Raw genomic sequence first — 20,699 nt, 5'->3', positions numbered from 1 at the left:
TCCGGTCGAGCGGGCCGCTACCCGACCTGACGCAGGCCGAGGACGACGATCGTCAGCCACCCGGCGAGCAGGCACAGGCCGCCCAGCGGGGTGACGGCGCCGAGGATCCGCGGGCCGCCGAGGGTGATGGCGTAGAGGGTGCCGGAGAAGATGGCGATGCCGGCGACGAACAGCGACATGGCGACGCCGTGGAGGGCGACCGGCTCGCCGCGGGTCGAGGCGGACAGGGCCCACAGGGCGACGGCCAGGAGGACGACGGCGTGGACCTGCTGGTAGTGCGCGCCGGTGTTCCAGATCTCGAGCTCGCGCGGGCCGACGCGGTCGCGCAGGCCGTGGGCGCCGAAGGCTCCGGCGGCGACGCCGAGCATGCCGAGGAGGCCGGCGAGGATGATGCCAATCTTTGCGGTCATGGGGTCTCCGTGGCGGGCAGGGCGGTCGGCAGGGCCGCGATCTCGGCCTCGAGCCAGCTGCGGAAGTTGAGCTCGCGGCCGTCGGGCAAGCGGACGAAGTAGGAGCGGCCGCCGAAGAAGGTGCGGCCGCCGATCTGGTCGAGCCAGGCGGACAGCTCGTCGAGGCCGCGGCCGAGCCAGCGAGATTTGGTCTCGAGCATGGCGGCGAAGTCGAAGCCGCTGTAGCGCTTGCGGCTGCCGTCGGACTTGACCGCGACGAAGTCGTAGTCGCTGGTGCGGACCAGGGCGATCGCGGCGCGCACGGGCGGCGAGATCGCGGCCGCCTCGATGGCGTCCCGATCGGCGTCGGTCTCCTTCTTCTTCTCGCGCTCGACGTGGCGGTCGGAGGCGTTGCGGAGGAAGGACTGGAACTTCTCGTCGCAGGCGGGCCCGACGCCGGCGACCACGGCGAGCGCGAGGGTCAGCGCACGCGGCGAGGTCGACCACCGGCGGGCGGTCGCGGGCGCGGGAGGGGCGGCGCGGCGCGTCACGCCTGGTAGGCTACCACGCACCGTGCAGTCCCACGCGAGCGACGACCTCTTCGAGCGGGCCTGGCAACGCGACCCCACGCTGGTGCCGCTGGCCGAGCGCATGCGGCCGCGCCGCCTCGACGAGGTCGTGGGGCAGACGCACTTGCTCGCGCCGGGGAAGATCTTGCGACGGCTCGCGGACACCGGGAGGGTGCCGAGCCTGATCCTGTGGGGGCCTCCCGGGACCGGCAAGACGACGCTGGCGCGGCTGCTGGCCGAGCACACGCAGAGCGCGTTCTGCGTGCTGTCAGCGACCTCGGCCGGGGCCAAGGAGCTGCGCGAGGTGGTCGAGGTCGCGCGCCGGCGCCGGGCCCACGAGGGCCGCGGGACGCTGCTGTTCGTCGACGAGATCCACCGCTTCAACAAGGCGCAGCAGGACATCCTGCTGCCGCACCTCGAGGCCGGGGTGTGCGCGCTGGTCGGGGCGACGACCGAGAACCCGAGCTTCGAGGTCAACGCGGCGCTGCTGAGCCGGGTGCGGGTGCTGCAGCTGCGGCCGATCGAGGTCCGCGACCTGGTGGCGCTGCTGCGGCGGGCGCTGACCGACGAGGAGCGCGGGCTCGGGGCGCGCAAGCTCGAGGCCGAGGACGGGCTGCTGGCGGCGCTGGCTCACACGGCGCAGGGCGACGCCCGGCGGGCGCTCGGGACGCTCGAGCTGGCGGTCGACCTGGTGCCCGAGGGCGAGACGCAGCTGAGCCGCGAGGTGGCGCAGCTGGCGGTCGGAGGCCGCTCGCTGCGCTACGACAAGGCCGGCGAGGAGCACTACAACGTGGTCTCGGCCTTCATCAAGAGCATGCGGGCCAGCGACGCCGACGCGGCGGTGTACTGGCTGGCGCGCATGCTCGAGGCGGGCGAAGACGTCGATTTCGTGGCGCGGCGGATCGTGATCTTCGCCGCCGAAGACGTCGGCAACGCCGAGCCGCAGGCGCTGCCGCTGGCGGTCGCTGCGGCCCAGGCGGCCCACCAGATCGGCATGCCCGAGGCGGTGCTGCCGCTGACGCAGGCGGCGCTGTTCCTGGCGCTGGCGCCGAAGAGCAACACGGCCCTGACGGCCTACGCCAACGCGCGCAAGGATGTGATGCGCGCGGGCAGCCTCGAGGTGCCGATGGCGGTCCGCAACGCCGTGACCGCGTTGATGCGCGAGGCGCAGTACGGGGTCGGCTACAAGTACCCGCACGACTTCGACGGCGGGGTGGTGCCGGGGGGCGAGAGCTACCTGCCCGAGGCGCTCCGCGGCCAGCGCTACGCCCAACCGGGCCCGCGCGGGTGGGAGGCGGCCGCGTGGGCCCGCTTGCAGCAGCTGCGCGGAGGCACGGGCGAGCCCGAGTCAGACGAGTGAGAGGCTGTCTGAAGGGGCATGTCGTCGAGGACATGCCCCGAGGGACACGTCACTGCCGGCCCCGCAGCCGCTCGGCCAGCGCCTGACACTGGGGCGCCAGCTCGAGCACGGCCGTCGTCTCCCACAGCTGCGGCCGGCGCAGGCCGCCGAGCGCGTGCAGCCAGCTCGAGGCGCGGCCGTGGGCGTCGATCACCGCGCCGTCGTCGGTGATCGCCGCGCCGAGCGGCTCGGGCACCAGCAGGCCGCGGGCGATCAGGTCGCGCAGCAACGGGTCGGCGCCGTCGCGCGGGTCGGGCGACGGGCCGGTGGCGTTGAGCAGCGCCGCGACGCGCAGGTGGACGCGGTCGGTCCGGCCGCGCGGGCGGATCGCCAGCGTGATCGCGTCTGTCCCGAGGGACATGTCCACGACGCGCCCGGCGTGGACCTGTAGGCGGCCCGCCGCGCGCAGCTCGGCGATCGCGGCCGCGGTCGCCGGGGCCGCGCGGTGGCGGTGGGCCTCCCAGAACACCCGCAGGTGGCGCACGAACCGGTCGCGCTCGTCCGCGGGCCAGCGGCGCCAGATCGCCTGCGTCACCGGTCGCAGGTCGGCCAGCACGTCGCGCCAGTCGCCGTCGCGGGTCGCCTCGAGGCGGGCGGCTGCTCGCAGCGCGTGCAGGCTCCCGCGCGCGGTGGCTGGCCAGTCGGTGAACGCGGGCGGATGCGGCTCGGGCGGCCGCGAGGGGGCGCGATGGGCCTGCGGCAACAGGCCGTGGCGCGACAGCAGGTGGATCGGGCCGCGGTGGCCGGCGCCGCCCAGCCCGAGCGCGAGGTCGAGCGCCGACAGACCTGTCCCGCAGACCAGCACGGTGGCGTCCGGCGCGATCGCGGGCCCGGGCGCCGTCCACGGGTCGTGGACGTAGCGCGGATCGGCGCGGACTTGCGGCCCCAGCCCGGCGGGCAGGCGCGGCGGCAGGTTGCCGACGGCGAGCACGACGTGGTCGGCGGCCAGCTCGGTGCCGTCGCTCAGCGCCAGCACGGCGGACCTGCCCGGGGCGGGCGGGCGGGCTTCCACGACATGGCCCTTGAGACAGGTGACGTTCGCCTCGGCCACCAGGTGGCGCAGGTAGTCGCCGTAGACGCCGCGCGGCAAGAAGCTGCCGCCGCCGACTGCATGGTCGCCGGTCCGGGCCCAGCGGACGAAATGCTCGGGGTCGTCCGCCAGCGCGCTCATCCGCCCGGCCGGGGTGTTGAGGAGGTGGCGCGGATCGCCTGTCCGATAGGCCAGGCCGGGACCGAACTCGCCGCGGCCGTCGATCAGGGTCACCCGCGGGCCGCCGGCGCGGGCCAGGTGCCAGGCGAGGGCGGCGCCGCAGAAGCCCGCGCCGACGACGGCGACTGCGGGCGCGGACGCGGACGGCACAGCGCGAGACTAGTGCCCCGGCCGCGCGGCTTCAACGGGCCCGCGTCGGGCCGGCGCCGAGGTCGGCGGGCGCCGGCGACAGGGGAGGTGACAAGCGCGCGCGCCGGTGCTATCGCGCGGCATGGCCGCCCGCCTCAGCGTCAACGTCAACAAGGTCGCGACCCTCCGCAACGCCCGCGGCGGCGACGTCCCGAGCCTGATCGGGGCCGTGCGGACCATCGTCGCCGCCGGGGCGCCGGGCATCACCGTCCACCCGCGGGCCGACGAGCGCCACATCCGGGCCGCCGACGCGCGGGCGATCGCGGCCGAGCTGGCGCCGCTGCGCGATCGCGTCGAGTTCAACATCGAGGGCGATCCGCGGCCCGACCTGCTGGCGATGGTCGAGGAGCTGCGGCCGCACCAGTGCACGCTGGTGCCGGTGCGCCCGGGCGAGATCACGAGCCAGGCCGGCTGGCCGCCCGACACCTCGCGCGCCGAGCTGGGGGCGATCGTGGGTCACCTGCAGGCGCTCGGCGTCCGCGTGTCGCTGTTCGTCGACGCGGACTTCGCGGCGGTCCGCTGGGCCGCGGAGGTCGGCGCGCAGCGCATCGAGCTCTACACCGAGCCGTACGCGCAGGCCCACGCGGCCGGCCGCGGCGAGGCCGCCATCGCGCGCTTCGCTGCTGCCGCCGAGCTGGCCTACGAGCTCGGGCTCGGGGTCAACGCCGGCCACGACCTCGACCTCGACAACCTGCCCCTGTTCAGCCACCTGCCGCACCTCGACGAGGTCTCGATCGGCCACGCGCTGATCAGCCACGCCCTGTTCGTCGGCCTCGACCGGGCCGTCCGCGACTACCTCGGCTGCCTGCTCCAATAGACATGTCGTGAGGGACATGTCCGAACGGACAGGCCGCTCCGGCGCGGGGCTGCGCGCGTGCGCCCGCGCTCGCCGACGGGCGTCGACGGGCGTCGACGGGCGGCTGCGGCTGCGGTATCCCGGAGGGGTGCGGGTGCTGCTGTGCCAGTGCAGCTCGGTCTTCGAGCACGAGGTGATCGCCTGCGTGCGCCGGGGGGCGCGGAGCGTCGACGAGGTCGGCGACGACTGCGAGGCGGGCACCGGCTGCGGCAGCTGTCGCGGGGCCATCAAGACGATCCTCGAGGAAGAGGCGGCGCGGCGGCGCGGCGGTCGTGACGGCGGGGCGCCCGAGGCGCTGTTCCAGCTGCCGCTGTTCAAGACGCGAAAAGAATAGTGCCGCCGCACCGCAATTGCGGTACAGCAAGGCCGCGAGGGACGCGCGTCCCGATCGAAAGCCATGCTCATCGTCCAGAAATTCGGCGGCTCTTCGGTCGCCACGCTCGAGCGGATCCGCAACGTCGCCGAGCGGGCCCTCGCCACTCAGCGCGCCGGCCAGGACGTGGTCGTCGTCGTCTCGGCGATGGCGGGCGAGACCAACCGCTTGATCGGCCTCGCCAACGCGCTGGCGAGCGAGGGCGAGGGCCAGGGCGACCGGGCCAGCAAGGGGCCGTACCTCGCCAGTGAGCGGGCCGGCGACCGCGCCCACGAGCGCGAGCTCGATCAGCTGGTGAGCACCGGCGAGAACGTCAGCGCCGCGCTGCTGGCGATGGCGATCCAGAACGCGGGCGGCCGGGCCATCTCGCTGGTCGGCCATCAGATCGGCCTGCAGACCGACGGCACCTACACCAACGCGCGGATCCTCGGGTTTTCCCACGGGCGCATCCGCCAGGAGCTCACCGCCGGCAAGGTCGTGGTGTGCGCCGGCTTTCAGGGGCTGAACGCCGCCGGCAACATCACCACGCTCGGGCGCGGCGGCTCCGACACCTCGGCGGTCGCGCTCGCGGCAGCGCTCAAGGCCGATGCTTGCGAGATCTTGACCGACGTCGACGGCGTCTACACCACCGACCCGCGGGTCGAGCCGCGCGCGCGCAAAATCCACCGCATCACCTACGAGGAGATGCTCGAGCTGGCGAGCCTCGGCGCCAAGGTGCTGCAGATCCGCAGCGTCGAGTTCGCCATGAAGTTCGGCGTGCCGGTGCACGTGCGATCGAGCCTGAACGACAGCGAAGGGACGTGGATCGTGTCTGAGCAGAAGAGTCTGGAGTCCGCGGTCGTGACCGGCGTCGCCCTCGACCGCAACGAGGCCAAGGTCACCCTCACCAACGTGCCCGACGTCCCGGGCACCATCGCCTCGATCTTCGGCGCGCTCGCCGGCGCCGACATCGTCGTCGACATGATCATCCAGAACGCCAGCCGCGGCGGCTCGACCGACGTCACCTTCACCGTCCCCGAGAACGACCTCAAGAAGGCGGTCGCCGGCCTGCGCAGCCTCGACCTCCTCCCTGGCGCCGGGCCGATGGAGATCCTCAGCGACCCCGACATCTGCAAGATCTCGATCGTCGGCGTCGGCATGCGGACCCACGCCGGCGTCGCCTCCAAGGCGTTCGAGATCCTCGCCCGCGAGAACATCAACATCCAGATGGTCTCGACGTCCGAGATCAAGGTGTCCGTGGTCGTCCACGAGCGCTACGGCGAGCTGGCCCTGCGGGCCCTGCACGCCGGGTTCGGCCTCCACGAGGGGCCGACCAGCAGCGCCGCCTGAGGTCGTCGGGGTGGTCCGCGTCGGGGCGACAGTCGCGTTGCTCGCCGCGCTCGTCGTGGTGCTGGCGGCGTGGTTGCGGCCGGCCGCGCCGGAGCTGCTCGTGGTCACGGCCTGCGATTTCGCGGTCGAGGTCGACGGAGCGCTGCGCTGCGACGACGAGGCGCCGCGCGACCTCGCGGCGCTGTGCGGCGCGGGCTCGCCTGCCGCCGCGCTGGCCCACGGTGACGCCGTGACCACCGCGTCGCTGTGCGCCGTCGCCTCGCCGCAGTCCGGCGGCGACGGCTGGGGCCGCATGCGAGGCGACGATCTCGAGGCGCTGTCGATCCCCGTCGATCTCAATCGCGCCGCTGCCAGCGAGCTCGAGAGTTTGCCTGGTATCGGCCCCGAGCTCGCGCGCCGGATCGTCGAAGGAAGACCGTACGCGACCGTCGACGAACTGCAGCGCGTGCGTGGGATCGGGCCGGCGCGGCTGACCGCCGTGCGCCCGCGAGCTCGCGTCGAGCCTTCAGGACAGGTCCCTTAGGACAGGTCTTGAAGTACAGGGCGCAAAGTTCAGCCGTGGGCATGCACGCAGGCGGTGGCGGCGCGTGAGGAAGCCGCGATCCGTAAATCACAGTCGTCGTCGAGCAAACGGACGGCGCCGCGCCGGAGGCGCCCGTAAAGCCGCGAATTAGCCGCAGGTCGTCTACGGCTCAGTCTGCGAACACCTCGTCGGCCGACGCTTGATCGGATCGGCGAAGTCCGAAATCGTGGCGCGGTTGATTCAGCTCGTGTCGCGCGGACGCCGCTGCGACACGCAAGTCCGCGCTCACGGGCGCACCCCATCAGGATTTACTGACATGAAGACTCGTCCCATCCTTCGCCTCCTCACTGCAGGCTTCTGTGCTGCCACGCTCGCCGCGTGCGGCGACGACGGCAACAACGTCACCGGCGCCACGGGCAACGGCTCCGAGGCTTCGGCCTCCGAGACCGACGGCCAGACCACCGCCGGTCCTGGCGGCCAGTCGGAGTCGGAGACGCAGTCGCCCACCACGCCGACCACCGGCATGGGGATGAGCGACACGCAGGCCACGACCGACGGTGAGACCACCGAGGGTGAGACCGGCACCACGACCGCCGCGACCGACGCGACCGAGGGCGTGACCGAGCCGCAGGCGGAGTGCGGCAACGGCGTGCAGGAGGGCACCGAGGAGTGCGACGACGGCAACCAGGAGCCGGGCGACGGCTGTGAGCCGGGCTGCGTTTTGTCGGCGGAGTGCGGCAACGGGACCGTCGAGGCGGGCGAGGCCTGCGACGACGGCAACCTCGAGGACGGCGACGAGTGCAGCGCCGACTGCCAGACCGCGACCATGGAGCAGGTGTGCGGCAACGGGGCCGTCGAGGACCCGGAGCAGTGCGACGACGGCAACCAGGCGCCGGCCGACGGCTGCGAGCCGGACTGCACCTTCACGCCCGCCGAGTGCGGCAACGGCGTCAAGGAGACCGGCGAGCAGTGCGACGACGGTAACGAGGTCGACGGCGGCCCGAACGACTTCTGCAAGAACGACTGCACCCCGTACTCGCCGCCGCAGTGCCAGGCCCCGGCCGACTACGTCAACTGCGACGACGCCATCAACCTGACCGACAAGGCCGACAAGACCAACGCGCTCAAGTCGATCGGCATCTGCAACGCGCAGGCGAACAACTCGATCCAGACCACCGACTTCGTGTTCGACCCGGCGGCCCAGAACAACACCTGGCAGGTCGCCAAGGGCTTCGGCTCGTACACCTACGACCACGACAACGATCCGGCCACGCCCAACAAGCTGCTCTACAGCCCGCGCGAGGGCAGCACCTTCCTCATGCTGTCGAGCGGCACCATCAACGCGCCCAACGGCAGCGGCGTCGTCACCCACGGCGTCAACTCGCAGGTCGGCAACGGCGACAACTTCAACTCCGACGACAACGCCCTGCCGGCGCCCTTCAAGGTCGGTTTCGGCAGCAACAACGGCGCCGGCGGCACGCCGTTCAAGACCTGCGACAACGGCGTCCCGAACGGCGACAAGGACTGCTCCGACACCCTGCAGGCGCAGTGGACCCTCGGTCAGAGCAACCCGAACGACCGCATCTACTTCACCTTCAAGACCACGGTGCCGCAGGGGACCTTCGGTTACTCCTTCGACTTCGTGTTCTGCTCGTCCGAGTGGCCGTCCTACGTCGGCACCTCGTTCAACGACATGTTGATCGCGTACCAGGTCGATCCGACCCCGGACAACCCGAACGCGGTCCCGCCGGTCGATCCGTACAGCGGCAACATCACCTTCATCCCCAACCCGAACGACCCGACCAAGGGCCTGCCGCTGACGATCACGGCGCTCGACCCGTACTTCGACAACCCGGGTTACACCTACAACGAGCCGCAGCTCGCGGGCACCGGCTTCGAGCAGCACGCCTGCTCCGACTGGTTCACCGCCAAGGGCGGCGTGCAGCCGGGGGCGCAGGTCACCATCGGCTTCTACCTGGCCGACATGCAGGACAACATCCTCGCCACCGTCGCGCTGCTCGACAACTTCCGCTGGGACTGCGAGGGGTGCGTCCCGAGCGAGGTCGACGACTGCGGCGTCCAGCCGATGTGATCGCTGTCCAGGCGTGAGATCGACAGGCGCGCCCGGCGACGGGCGCGCCTCTTTGTTTTGCGCGACTGTGACATTCGCGGGCGGAGCGGACCGACGGCCGCCGAGCTTGCGTCTCCGTCATGATGCGTCTTCGCCGGATTTGAGCCCCGGAACGCTGGTCCATGCCGGTTTTGCGGCCGCGGGTCGCTCGCTGCCGATGCGGACCAGTCGGCAGGTGCCCGGGCTTGATAAGCCGTGAAAGATGGGAAATCGTGGCGGCACCGTCACGCATTCGAGGACGGCCGTACTCTCTGCGAGTAGGACACGACCATGACGACTCGACCGATCATTCGACTTCTTACGACAGGTTTCATCGCTTCGGCGCTCGCTGCGTGCGGCGACGACGGCAACAACGTCACGGCCGCCTCGGAGGGCCAGACCCAGGGCACCGACGCGACCACCGACGACACGAACGCGACGCCCGGGACCACCGGCAACTCGGAGAGCGACAGCACACCGACGACGACCACGCCGACCACCGGCGTGAGCGACAGCGACACCCAGGGCACCACCGACGCGACGACGACCAGCACCACCGACGCGACCTCGACGACGACGGAGGGCGTGACCGAGGCGGTGCCGGAGTGTGGCAACGGCGTGCAAGAGGGCAGCGAGGAGTGCGACGACGGCAACGACGTCGCCGGCGACGGGTGTGAGCCCTCGTGCACGATCACCGCGGTGTGCGGCAACAACACCGTCGAGGGCGGCGAGGTGTGCGACGACGGCAACACCGAGGACGGCGACGAGTGCAGCGCGGACTGCCTCACGGCGACGCCGACGCAGGAGTGCGGCAACGGGACCGTCGAGGATCCCGAGCAGTGCGACGACGGCAACCAGGAGCCGGCTGACGGCTGCGAGCCCGACTGCACCTTCTCCCCGGCCGAGTGCGGCAACGGCATCAAGGAGCGGGGCGAGCAGTGCGACGACGGCAACGAGGTCAACGGCGGCCCGGCCGACTTCTGCCTCAACAACTGCACCCCGTTCTTCCCGGCCAACTGCCAGGCGCCGGCCGACTACGTGACGTGTGACAACACGCCCGAAGTGATCACCGACAAGAACGACAAGAACAACGCGCTCAAGGCGATCGGCATCTGCAACGCGCAGGCGAACAACTCGATCCAGACCACCAACTTCCAGTTCTCGCAGGCGGTCAACAACTCGTGGCAGGTGGCCAAGGGCTTCGGCACCTACACCTACGATCACGACAACGATCCGGCGACCCCGAACAAGCTGCTCTACAGCCCGCGCGAGGGCGACGCCTTCCTCATGCTGTCGTCGGGCTTCATCGCCGCGCCGAACGGCCAGGGCGTGGTCACCGAGGCGCCCAACTCGCAGACCCACGACAACAACGGCAACCCTGACGGCAACGTCGCCCAGGTCCCGCTGCCGCCGCCGTTCAAGAACCAGAACGGCAGCAACAACGGCGCCGGCGGCACCCCGTTCAAGAGCTGCGACAACGGCGTCCCGAACGGCGACAAGGACTGCTCGGACACCTTGCAGGCGCAGTGGGCCATGACCAACGGCCAGGCCAACGACCGCATCTACTTCACCTTCAACACGAAGGTCCCCGCGGGCACGTTCGGCTACCGGTTCGACTTCGTGTTCTGCTCGGCCGAGTGGCCGTCGTGGGTCGGCTCCTCGTACAACGACCTGCTGATCGCCTACCAGGTCGACCCGACCGCGGACGATCCCAACCAGGTCCCGCCGGTCGATCCGTACAGCGGCAACGTCACCTTCATCCCCAACCCGAACAACCCGGCCAGCGGCCTGCCGCTGACCATCACCGCGCTCGATCCGTACTACGACGGTCCGGGCTACACGTACAACGAGCCGCAGCTCGCGGGCACCGGCTTCGAGTCGCACGCGTGCTCCGACTGGTTCACGGCCAAGGGCGGCGTGCAGCCGGGCGCCGATGTCACGATCGGCTTCTTCCTGGCGGACATGTCCGACCAGTACCTGACCACCGTCGCGCTGCTCGACAACTTCCGCTGGGACTGCGAGGGTTGCGTCCCGAGCGAGGTCGACGACTGCGGCGTCCAGCCGATGTGATCGCCTCGCAGGCTTGAGCTCGAAGGGCGCGCACGGCGACGTGCGCGCCTTTGTTGTGTCCGCTGCGGACCTTCGTCCGTGTGATGTCGAGGCGAGTCGAACAATCGCGACGTCCAATCATCACCCATGGTTGGAGCGGGCGTGCGCCCTGTCAGGGCGCGTCTTCGCCAGCTTGGCGCAGGATCGGGCCTCGAGCGGGTCGGCGCTGGGGACGGCTTGATAAGCCGCGAAAGATGGGAAATCGTGGCGGCGCCGTCCCGCACTCGAGGACGGCCGTACTCTTTGCGAGTAGGACACGACCATGACGACTCGACCGATCATTCGACTCCTTACGACTGGTTTCATCGCTTCGGCGCTCGCTGCGTGCGGCGACGACGGCAACAACGTCACGGGCGCCTCGGAGGGCCAGACCCAGGGCACCGACGCGACCACGGACGACACGAACGCGACGCCCGGGACCACCGGCAACTCGGAGAGCGACAGCACGCCGACGACGACCACGCCGACCACCGGCGTGAGCGACAGCGACACCCAGGGCACCACCGACGCGACCTCGACGACCTCGACGTCGACCACGACGGAGGGCGTGACCGAGGCCGCGCCGGAGTGCGGCAACGGCGTGCAGGAGGGCAACGAGGAGTGCGACGACGGCAACGACGTCGCCGGTGACGGCTGCGAGCCGACCTGCACCAACACGCCGGTGTGCGGCAACAACATCGTCGAGGGCGGCGAGGTGTGCGACGACGGCAACACCGAGGACGGGGACGAGTGCAGCGCGGACTGCCTCACGGCGACGCCGACGCAGGAGTGCGGCAACGGGACCGTCGAGGATCCGGAGCAGTGCGACGACGGCAACCAGGAGCCCGGCGACGGCTGCGAGCCCGACTGCACGTTCTCGCTGGCGGAGTGCGGCAACGGCATCAAGGAGCGGGGCGAGCAGTGCGACGACGGCAACGAGGTCAACGGCGGCCCCGGCGACTTCTGCCTCAACAACTGCACCCCGTTCTTCCCGGCCAACTGCCAGGCGCCCGCGGACTACGTCGTCTGCGACAACGCGCCCGCGGTCGTCACCGACAAGAACGACAAGACGAACATGCTCAAGGCGATCGGCATCTGCAACGCGATGCCCAACAACTCGATCGTCACCACCGACTTCCAGCACTCGAGCCCGGTCAACAAGAGCTGGCAGGTGGCCAAGGGCTACGGCACCTACATGTTCGACCACGACAACGATCCGGCCACGCCGAACCAGCGGCTGTACAGCCCGCGCGAGGGCGACGCGTTCCTGATCATCTCCAACGGTGACATCGTCGCGCCGAACGCCGACGGCATCGTCATCGAGGCGCCGAACAACCAGGGCACCACCAACAACGGCAACCCTGACGGCGGCCCGCTGCCGATGCCCTTCAAGGCCAAGGACGGCAGCAACAACGGCGCCGGCGGCACGCCCTTCATGGGTTGTGACAACGGCGCCGGCGACAACGACTGCTCGGACACCATCCAGGCGCAGTGGGAGATGACCAGCGGCGACGGCAACGACCGCATCTACTTCAGCTTCAAGACGGTCGTGCCGCCGGGGACCTTCGGCTACACCTTCGAGTTCGCGTTCTGCTCGGCCGAGTGGCCGACCTACGTCAACAGCTCGTTCAACGACCTGCTGATCGCCTACCAGGTCGACCCGACGCCGGACAACCCGAACCAGGTCCCGCCGGTCGATCCGTACAGCGGCAACGTCACCTTCATCCCCGATCCGAACGACCCGACCAAGGGCCTGCCGATCAGCATCACCGCGCTCGACCCGTACTTCGACGGCCCGGGCTACACGTACAACGAGCCGCAGCTCGCGGGCACCGGCTTCGAGTCGCACGCGTGCTCCGACTGGTTCACGGCCAAGGGCGGCGTGCAGCCGGGCGCGGAGATCACGGTCGGCTTCTTCCTGGCCGACATGTCCGATCAGTACCTGTCGACCGCGACGCTCATCGACAACTTCCGCTGGGACTGCGAAGGCTGCATCCCGAGCGAGGTCGACGACTGCGGCGTCCAGCCGATGTGAGCCATGTGGCGTGCGACGCGGGCCGCACCATCGGGGGCGGCCCGCGTCGCCGTTTAACCGTGAGATGTGTCGTCAGGGAGACGTCGCCGCTTGCGGGCTTACGCCCTTGAAAGGCGGGAGCGGATGGGAAACGCTGGCGTTCGATCGGCCAGGCGCGCGTGCGGACGGCCACGACCTTAGAACCCCAGGAACATGACCATGAAGACCTCCATGCTTCGACTCTTCTCCACCGGGCTTTGCGTGACCGCGCTCGCGGCGTGCGGCGACGCTGTCGACAATGTCACGGCCTCGGGCGGCCAGACCCAGGGTGACACCTCGACGAGCACCACCAGCAACAACCCGACGCCGGGCAGCAACAGCAACTCGGAGAGCGACACCACGCCGACGACGACGACGCCGACGACGGGCATCAGCGACAGCGACACGCAGGCCACGACCGACGCGACGACGTCCTCCACCACCGACGCGACGACGACGACCGAGGGTGTGACCGAGACGTTGCCGGAGTGCGGCAACGGCGTGCAAGAGGGCAACGAGGAGTGCGACGACGGCAACCAGGAGCCCGGCGACGGTTGCGAGCCGAACTGCACCAACACGCCGGTGTGCGGCAACAACATCGTCGAGGGCGGCGAGGTGTGCGACGACGGCAACACCGAGGACGGCGACGAGTGCAGCGCGGACTGCCTCACGGCGACGCCGACGCAGGAGTGCGGCAACGGCTCCGTCGAGGATCCGGAGCAGTGCGACGACGGCAACCAGGAGCCCGGCGACGGCTGCGAGCCCGACTGCACGTTCTCGCTGGCGGAGTGCGGCAACGGCATCAAGGAGCGGGGCGAGCAGTGCGACGACGGCAACGAGGTCAACGGCGGCCCGGCCGACTTCTGCCTCAACAACTGCACCCCGTTCTTCCCGGCCAACTGCCAGGCGCCCGCGGACTACGTCGTCTGTGACAACGCGCCCGCGGTCGTCACCGACAAGAACGACAAGACGAACATGCTCAAGGCGATCGGCATCTGCAACGCCGCGCCGAACAACTCGATCGTCACCAAGGACTTCCAGCACTCCAACCCGGTCAACGTGAGCTGGCAGGTGGCCAAGGGCTACGGCACCTACATGTTCGACCACGACAACGACCCGGCCACCCCGAACAAGCGGCTCTACAGCCCGCGCGAGGGCGACGCCTTCCTCATTATCTCGAGCGGTGAGATCGCCGCCCCGAACGCCGACGGCGTGGTCATCGAGGCGCCGAACAACCAGGGCACCACCAACAACGGCAACCCCGACAACGCCCCGCTGCCGCTGCCCTTCAAGGCCAAGAACGGCAGCAACAACGGCGCCGGTGGCACCCCGTTCAAGAGCTGCGACAACGGTGCCGGCGACAACGACTGCTCGGACACCATCCAGGCGCAGTGGGAGATGACCAGCGGTGACGGCAACGACCGCATCTACTTCAGCTTCAAGACGGTCGTGCCGCCGGGGACCTTCGGCTACACCTTCGAGTTCGCGTTCTGCTCGGCCGAGTGGCCGACCTACGTCGGCACCTCGTGGAACGACCTGCTGATCGCCTACCAGGTCGACCCGACGCCGGACGACCCGAACGCGGTGCCGCCGGTCGATCCGTACAGCGGCAACGTCACCTTCATCCCCAACCCGAACAACCCGGCGCAGGGCCTGCCGATCAGCATCACCGCGCTCGACCCGTACTTCGACGGCCCGGGCTACACGTACAACGAGCCGCAGCTGGCCGGCACCGGCTTCGAGTCGCACGCGTGCTCCGACTGGTTCACGGCCAAGGGCGGCGTGCAGCCGGGCGCCGAGATCACGGTCGGCTTCTTCCTGGCCGACATGTCCGACGAGTACCTGTCGACCGCGACGCTCATCGACAACTTCCGCTGGGACTGCGAAGGCTGCGTCCCGAGCGAGGTCGACGACTGCGGCGTCCAGCCGATGTGAGCCGCGCCTCGCGGCGCGCACGTCGAGGGCTCCGGAGCGTCGCTCCGGGGCCCTCGGGCTTTTAAGCGGCCGCTCTCGCGGTCACCTCGCCGGGGAGCGAGCGCTCCGCGGGGGAGAGGCGGGCAGGGCAGGGCGCGATGCGGAGCGGCGAGCGCTCGGAGCGGCACGTGGGGAGATGGTGGCGCTCGCAGCGAGCGCTCGTGGCGGGCCCGGTGCCGGCTGCCACACAGGACGCGCCTGGTGCCGGCTGCCACGCAGGGCGCGCGCCACGGCGAGTCAGCCCGGACGGCCCGCGCCCCATCCGCTCGTTCGCGCGGACAAGCATGTCCCCGAGGACATGCGCTGAAGGACAGGCCCGAACGGGCATGTCCGAGCGGACATGCCCGCGAGGTCAGCCGGGGCTCAGGGCTTCTTCTCGACCGGAGTCGCGGCCGGGGCGGGCGCGGCGGCGGGCAGGGCCTTGGGGGCGACCTGCTGCTGGGCCTTGAGGCGCTTGCGACGGGGCTCCCACACGGCCTTGGGGCGCAGCGGGATCCGGCCGCCGAACAGCGAGAAGTAGCGCTGGGCGCCGTCGTTGCCGCCGCCGACCAGGCCGAACAGGGCGCGCCAGTGGAGGCCCTTCTTGACGCCGATGTCCTGGCCCTCGGCGTCGCTGAGCTTCTGCTCGGTGCGCCACCACCAGCCGAGGCCGGGGCCGAGCACCTGGACGTCGCGGCCGCGGCCGCGCTGGCGGGCCCACAGGGCCGGGACGACCTGGGTGACGCGGCCCTTGCGGCGGATGTCCCACCACATGAAGGCGCCGAAGGTGCCGGAGCTCTCGCCGCGCTCGATGTGCCAGATCAGCGGGAACTGGACCCAGTCGTTGTCCTGGCCGCGGCGGCGCTGGAACACCAGGGCCGGGAAGACGCTGGTGAACGAGCTGTCCTTGGCCCAGTTGTTGTCGCGCAGGAACAGCGGGAGCAGCCACGTCATGCGCCGCTCGGCGTAGCTGTGCGCGGTGAAGAAGATCGGCGGCGCGACCACGGTCGTGACCTTGTGCGGCCGGCGGAAGTTCCACACCATCAGGCCGGCCTGGAACCACCGGTAGTCTTCGCGGTGGGCGCCGACGAACAGCGGCGGCAGCACGACGGTGGTGCTGCGGTCCTGCGTCCGGTAGGCCTTGCGGAAGAACAGCGGGAAGAAGACGGTGGTCTTGAACTTCCGCGTGGTGGTGTGGCCGAAGTTGAGCGCGTACCAGGTGAGGCGCTCGCCGGGGCGCACGTTGGCGCCGCCCAGCAGGGTGAGGAACCGGCGGCCGCCCGGGTCCTTGTCGAAGTAGTAGAGCATCAGCGCGCCGTGGCTGGTGCGGCCCTTGCCGTCCTTACCGTAGAGGAACAGCGGCCACGAGCCCCACAGCGTGTAGCGGCAACGATCGTCGTCCTCCTCGCGGAAGCCACACTTCTGGTAGCGGAACGCGAACGGGACCACGCCGGTGAAGCGGTAGTTCTTGTGGAGGCGGAAGATGTCGTAGAAGATCGGCGGCGTCAGGCTGAAGCGGGTGAAGTTGAACTGACCCTTGACGCCGACGACGAACGGGAAGGCGACCCACGAGCGGCGACCGTTGGCGCGGCGGCGGTCGAACCACAGCGGCACGGCGATGGTCGTGTGCTCGAGCTTGTTCTTGTCCGCCTGGTGGAAAATGAGCGGCAGCGAGATCAGGCGCCGCTTCTCCGCCGAGTCGTGCCACCAGTAGACGGGCACCACGCCGGCGTTCAGCGAGGTGCGGGTGAGGCGGTGGAACGCCGGGCCGGCGATCAGCGTGTGCGTGCGCCGGACCTTGTCGCGGCTGTAGAAGAACGGGAGGATCAGGCCGGCGTCGACGTCGATGCCGTCGGGCTGGCGCTGACGGAAGTAGAACGGGATGACCGCGAGGTTCTTGCGCGGCTTCTCGCCGCGGGTGACCGTGCGCCAGACCAGCGGCGACCACATGTCGAGGTCTTCGCTGGGCGCGCGGTGGCGGGCGAACAGCGGCGCGACGACGACGTTGCTGGCGACCCCGCCGTCGACCTTGCGGCGGTCGTAGAAGACCAGCGGGATGAGGCCGAAGCCGCGGCGGTCCGGATCCTTGATCCCGCGGAAGCCGTAGAGGATCGCGGCGGCGGACCAGGTGCGCTGCTCGGGCGTGCTGTAGGCGCCGCCCAGCGGGGTGAGGGTCAGCGTCTTGCCCTCGCTGTGGCGGCGGTAGAACAGCGGGAACAGGGCGGTGTGGCGCTCGCCGCCCGGGCGCTTCACGTCCCAGAACAGGTTGAGGACGCCGAGCGTGCGGTGGTCGGGGCCCTTGTCGCGCGCGAACACCAGCGACACCGTGCGCGAGCGCTGGGCCTCGACGTCGTGGACGTGGCCGAACAGCAGCGGCGGGACGATGCCGTAGCGGAACTTGTCGTCGCGGCCGGCGAACACCAGCGGGGCGAGGCCGCCGTGGCCGCCCGACTTGACCTTCTTGGCGTAGGCCGGGCCGAGCACCCACAGGTCGCTCGGGTTCTGCGGGTCGGTGTCGCGGCGGTGCCAGAACAGCGGGGTGATGGTCTGGTACGAGCGGGTGCCGTCGCGGCCGACGAACGCCAGCGGGGCGAAGCCGGCGTCCCAGCGCTCGCCGCGGCGGCTGTAGTAGCCGAGCACCGCGGCCGAGACCGTGCGCGAGCCCTTGCCGCCGTAGGCGCTCGGGTCGTGCGAGTGGCCGAACAGCGGCGTGACGACCTGGAAGCTCTTGCCGCCCGGCTCGTTGCGGACGAAGGTCAGGAGCGGGGTGATGCCGAAGCCCCAGCGGCCGTCCTTGCCCGAGCGGCCGCCGCCGAGCAGCGTGTAGACCCGCGTGTCCTGCGGGCTCTTGCGCGCGTACACGAGGGGCACGAACACGCTGCTGGTGACGCCGGACTTGACGTCGCCGAACTGCCAGAACAGCGGGAACAGCACCCGGTTGCGCTGCTCGGGGTCGCGGTAGCTGACCCACGGGAACACCGACCAGGCGACGCTGCCGCGGTCGCGGTTCTCGGCGCGCCACACCAGCGGGGTGGCCGAGAACAGCTTGTGCGTCGGGGTCTGGCGCGAGAACGTGAGCAGCGGCGGCACGGCCCACGAGCGCTGGCTGCGGGCCTTGTCGCTGCGCTGCACGTACAGCAGCGTCCACAGATCCTTGCGGTTGCCGTACTCGCTCGACTGCCAGTGCACGAACGGCAGCACCGTGTGCCACTGGACCCCGCGGGCCTTGTTCTGACCGCCGAGGTACAGCGGCACGCCGACGTTGACGGTGCTCGGCCCGCGGGTCACGCGGTAGAACAGCGGGAAGCCGACGAAGTAGCGCAGGTCGTTGAGCGGGTCCTTGTCGGTGGTGTTCTTGTGACCGTACCAGAACAGCACCGCCGAGAAGCCGCGCAAGCTGTCGGGCGTCTTCTGGTGGTAGTGGAACGGGACGACGACCAGGTTCTTGACCGACTTGTTGCCCCACCGCCAGACGAACGGGAACTGGCCGAAGCTGTACTGCTCGCCGACCCGCTTGTAGCCCATCAGCAGCGCGACCGAGCCCCAGCCGGTGGTGCGCTCGCTGAACGAGCCGAAGAACAGGATCGCCGGCGACAACCACCTGCGCTTCGCCGTGCGCTCGCTGTACCAACCTGTCGTGAGGGACAGGTTGAAGTGGAACAGCTTCTCCGGGTGGTTGGCGGTGCCGTTGCGGTGGAAGAACAGCGGCGGCAGCGTCAGCGCGCGCGTCCGGTGGGTCGTGAAGGTGCGATCGATCCAGAACGGCGGGACGCTCTTGCCCTTGAGGAGGCGCGGCGTCTCCTCCTGCGGCTCGGGCTCGGCCTGCGGCTCGGTGGTGGCGATCGGCGCGAACAGCTGACCCTCGGCGACGGCGGCCGGGGCAGGGGCCGGCGCGGCGGCCTCGGTCTCGTCGCCCTCTTCGCTCTCGGGTGGCGGCGCCAGGTTGGGCGCCGGCCGCGTCAGCGGGCTGCCCGTCGGGGCAGGTCCCGAAGACCCTGTCGTTCCGGACATGTCCTCCGGAGCAGGTTCAGTCGGCGGCTCGCTCGTCGGCGCTTCGGAGGTCGACTCGCTCGGCAGGCGGCGCGGGGTGGTCCGCGGCGGCGGTGCGAGCAGCAGCGGCGCGCCGAGGCCGGCGACCAGGTCGCTGGCGCGCAGGCCCGGGGCGGCGCGCAGGCTCGGCAGCAGCGGCGGCGCGGGCGGGGCGACGACGCCGAGCGCGGCGCTGCGGGTGCGGGCCTGGCTGTCCCGAGGGACAAGTGCGATCAGACAGGCGCCGACCAGGCACGACACCGCGAGCACGCGCGAGCGACCGGCGGAGAACTCGAGCCGCGGCTCGGCGAGCGGCGAGACGTCGCCGGGCGCGTCGAGGCGGGGGCTCGCGTCGGCGCCTCCGAGGCGCGCAGTGGGCTCAGAGGCGACCAAGGGCCGGGAGGCAATAGCCAATCCGCGTTTGCCGTGTCAACCAAAGGATCTGGGGCTGGCGGCGAAAGGATCCGGGCTGGCGGCGGTTTGACAGCCCTGGCGCCACGCGCTACATGCGGCCGGATGAAGGCCACGCCCCGCGACGACGGCACGCAGCTCCCGCCGGAGCTTGACCTCGATCTCGTGGCCCTGGCTCGCTCCGGGCTGGGCCCCTACGAGGTCCAGGCGGAGCTCCCGGCGCCGTGGATGGCGACGGTGCTGGCGCACACCGACGCCGAGGTCACCAGCGGCGGCGCCACGTCGCTCGAAGTCACGGCCATCGGCGAGGGCACCAGCTATCTGGTCCGCGGCCGCATCCAGGGCGGCTACAGCGTCCCCTGCGCCCGCTGTTTGGCGCCAGCGCCGGTCTCGGCCGGCGGGGAGATTTGCGTGCACTTCGTCCGCGATCGCGTCAGTGACGCCGACGACGAGGAGAGCGAGACCGAGTCGCCGGACGAGCGCAGCTTCTCCGGCACGCACATCGATCTGCGGCCGCTGCTCGTCGAGCAGGTGCTGCTGTCGTATCCGATCCGGGCGCTGTGCGCCTACGGCGAGGCGTGCCGCGGTCTGTGCATGCGCTGCGGGGCCGAGTTGAACGGTCAGCCGCTGGGCCCGTGCGCGGCGTGCGGAGCGACCGACGCCCAGGTGCCGATCGTCACCCTCGCGGAAGAGGATGACGACGAGGCGCCGGCCAAGCCCACGACCTCGTGGCAGGCGGCCTTGCGGCAGCTCGCCGACGCGGGCGTGGACGGGGACGACGACACGGACGCCGACAACCTGGGCTTCGCCGGCCCTATTCCCGGGGTCGACGATTTCGATCCCGGGTTCGGCGAGCCCGAGCCGCGGCCGGGCGACAAGTCCCCCTCGGCCGGCAAGCGATCCGGTCCGCCGGTCGCCAAGCCCGCGAGCAGATCGTCCGCGGCTCCGGCGGGCAAGTCGGGCCCCGCGAGCAAGTCGGCCGGTGCGCCGAGCAAGACGTCCAAGTCGCCGGGCAAGGCGGCCAAGCCGGCCAAACCGGCCAGCAAGGCGTCTGCCCGCCCGGCGCCGAAGTCCTCGGGTAAACCCCCGAGCAAGAAGAAGTAGTGATCCCGGCCCGGAGGTTTGAGTTATCTCAGGTCCTCCGGGCGCTCTACCGCCCCCTGCGCCGATTGTGGCGCCGGGAAAAGCGATAGACTCCCGCCCCCGCTTCCAAGGCGG

At 70.8% G+C, this 20,699-nt stretch carries 14 protein-coding genes; 10 read left to right on the top strand and 4 right to left on the bottom strand.

Features of this window, described 5'->3' with window-relative positions; genetic code table 11:
* Positions 1-17 precede the first annotated feature (17 nt).
* Both POL25_RS00495 and POL25_RS00490 read right to left on the bottom strand, forming a co-directional pair.
* A complete protein-coding gene (locus POL25_RS00495) occupies positions 18-410 on the bottom strand; it encodes a DUF423 domain-containing protein (RefSeq protein ID WP_272083654.1) in 393 nt (130 codons plus the stop codon).
* Positions 407-940, bottom strand: coding sequence for a YfeK family protein (locus POL25_RS00490; RefSeq protein ID WP_272083652.1), 534 nt, complete (start codon positions 938-940; stop codon positions 407-409). The genes POL25_RS00495 and POL25_RS00490 overlap by 4 nt, the downstream gene beginning before the upstream one ends.
* Before the next feature lie 100 nt (positions 941-1,040).
* Between POL25_RS00490 and POL25_RS00485 the strand changes: the two genes are divergently transcribed.
* A complete protein-coding gene (locus POL25_RS00485; protein ID WP_373372078.1) occupies positions 1,041-2,318 on the top strand; it encodes a replication-associated recombination protein A in 1,278 nt (425 codons plus the stop codon).
* Positions 2,319-2,367: 49 nt separating this feature from the next.
* Here POL25_RS00485 and POL25_RS00480 read toward each other — a convergent pair whose 3' ends face one another.
* Positions 2,368-3,717, bottom strand: a complete 1,350-nt coding sequence (locus tag POL25_RS00480) for an FAD/NAD(P)-binding protein (protein WP_272083648.1) — start codon at positions 3,715-3,717, stop codon at positions 2,368-2,370.
* A gap of 121 nt (positions 3,718-3,838) precedes the next feature.
* Here POL25_RS00480 and POL25_RS00475 point away from each other — a divergent pair, with 121 nt between their 5' ends.
* From POL25_RS00475 to POL25_RS00440, 8 genes are all read left to right on the top strand, one after another.
* Positions 3,839-4,573 carry a pyridoxine 5'-phosphate synthase gene (locus POL25_RS00475; protein WP_272083647.1) on the top strand — a complete coding sequence of 245 codons (735 nt, stop codon included), beginning with the start codon at positions 3,839-3,841 and terminating at the stop codon, positions 4,571-4,573.
* A 16-nt stretch (positions 4,574-4,589) separates the two neighbouring features.
* Positions 4,590-4,946, top strand: a complete 357-nt coding sequence (locus tag POL25_RS00470) for a (2Fe-2S)-binding protein (RefSeq protein WP_272083645.1) — start codon at positions 4,590-4,592, stop codon at positions 4,944-4,946.
* A 63-nt stretch (positions 4,947-5,009) separates the two neighbouring features.
* Positions 5,010-6,314: an aspartate kinase gene (locus POL25_RS00465; RefSeq protein WP_272083643.1), complete on the top strand. Its 1,305-nt coding sequence runs from the start codon at positions 5,010-5,012 to the stop codon at positions 6,312-6,314.
* Positions 6,315-6,351: 37 nt separating this feature from the next.
* On the top strand, positions 6,352-6,837 hold the full coding sequence (locus POL25_RS00460; protein WP_272083641.1) for a ComEA family DNA-binding protein: 486 nt from the start codon (positions 6,352-6,354) through the stop codon (positions 6,835-6,837).
* Between the two features lie 316 nt (positions 6,838-7,153).
* On the top strand, positions 7,154-8,929 hold the full coding sequence (locus POL25_RS00455) for a DUF4215 domain-containing protein (protein WP_272083639.1): 1,776 nt from the start codon (positions 7,154-7,156) through the stop codon (positions 8,927-8,929).
* Positions 8,930-9,238: 309 nt separating this feature from the next.
* Positions 9,239-11,017: a DUF4215 domain-containing protein gene (locus POL25_RS00450; RefSeq protein ID WP_272083637.1), complete on the top strand. Its 1,779-nt coding sequence runs from the start codon at positions 9,239-9,241 to the stop codon at positions 11,015-11,017.
* A gap of 301 nt (positions 11,018-11,318) precedes the next feature.
* The gene (locus tag POL25_RS00445; RefSeq protein WP_272083636.1) at positions 11,319-13,070 is read left to right on the top strand and encodes a DUF4215 domain-containing protein; all 1,752 of its coding nucleotides are present in this window, start codon (positions 11,319-11,321) and stop codon (positions 13,068-13,070) included.
* Between the two features lie 210 nt (positions 13,071-13,280).
* The gene (locus POL25_RS00440) at positions 13,281-15,023 is read left to right on the top strand and encodes a DUF4215 domain-containing protein (protein WP_272083634.1); all 1,743 of its coding nucleotides are present in this window, start codon (positions 13,281-13,283) and stop codon (positions 15,021-15,023) included.
* Positions 15,024-15,425: 402 nt separating this feature from the next.
* Here the strand turns inward: POL25_RS00440 and POL25_RS00435 are convergent, their stop codons facing one another.
* Entirely contained in the window at positions 15,426-19,463 is a 4,038-nt protein-coding gene (locus POL25_RS00435) for a hypothetical protein (protein ID WP_272083632.1), read from the bottom strand.
* Positions 19,464-19,586: 123 nt separating this feature from the next.
* On the opposite strand from POL25_RS00435, the gene POL25_RS00430 reads away from it, so the two are divergent.
* The gene (locus POL25_RS00430; protein WP_272083630.1) at positions 19,587-20,585 is read left to right on the top strand and encodes a YceD family protein; all 999 of its coding nucleotides are present in this window, start codon (positions 19,587-19,589) and stop codon (positions 20,583-20,585) included.
* Positions 20,586-20,699 lie beyond the last annotated feature (114 nt).

The sequence above is a fragment of the Nannocystis bainbridge genome, from assembly GCF_028368995.1.
Classification (GTDB): Bacteria; Myxococcota_A; Polyangia; order Nannocystales; family Nannocystaceae; genus Nannocystis; species Nannocystis bainbridge.
Note: the sequence above shows the minus strand (reverse complement) of the source record. Positions and strands in the feature narration are given on the sequence as shown.

Bases quoted from the DNA above. Each gene is read 5' to 3' on its own strand.
- POL25_RS00495 (WP_272083654.1), bottom strand. From the start codon at position 410: ATGACCGCAAAGATTGGCATCATCCTCGCCGGCCTCCTCGGCATGCTC.
- POL25_RS00485 (WP_373372078.1), top strand. From the start codon at position 1,041: ATGCGGCCGCGCCGCCTCGACGAGGTCGTGGGGCAGACGCACTTGCTC.
- POL25_RS00475 (WP_272083647.1), top strand. From the start codon at position 3,839: ATGGCCGCCCGCCTCAGCGTCAACGTCAACAAGGTCGCGACCCTCCGC.
- POL25_RS00470 (WP_272083645.1), top strand. From the start codon at position 4,590: ATGTCCGAACGGACAGGCCGCTCCGGCGCGGGGCTGCGCGCGTGCGCC.
- POL25_RS00465 (WP_272083643.1), top strand. From the start codon at position 5,010: ATGCTCATCGTCCAGAAATTCGGCGGCTCTTCGGTCGCCACGCTCGAG.
- POL25_RS00455 (WP_272083639.1), top strand. From the start codon at position 7,154: ATGAAGACTCGTCCCATCCTTCGCCTCCTCACTGCAGGCTTCTGTGCT.
- POL25_RS00450 (WP_272083637.1), top strand. From the start codon at position 9,239: ATGACGACTCGACCGATCATTCGACTTCTTACGACAGGTTTCATCGCT.
- POL25_RS00445 (WP_272083636.1), top strand. From the start codon at position 11,319: ATGACGACTCGACCGATCATTCGACTCCTTACGACTGGTTTCATCGCT.
- POL25_RS00440 (WP_272083634.1), top strand. From the start codon at position 13,281: ATGCTTCGACTCTTCTCCACCGGGCTTTGCGTGACCGCGCTCGCGGCG.
- POL25_RS00430 (WP_272083630.1), top strand. From the start codon at position 19,587: ATGAAGGCCACGCCCCGCGACGACGGCACGCAGCTCCCGCCGGAGCTT.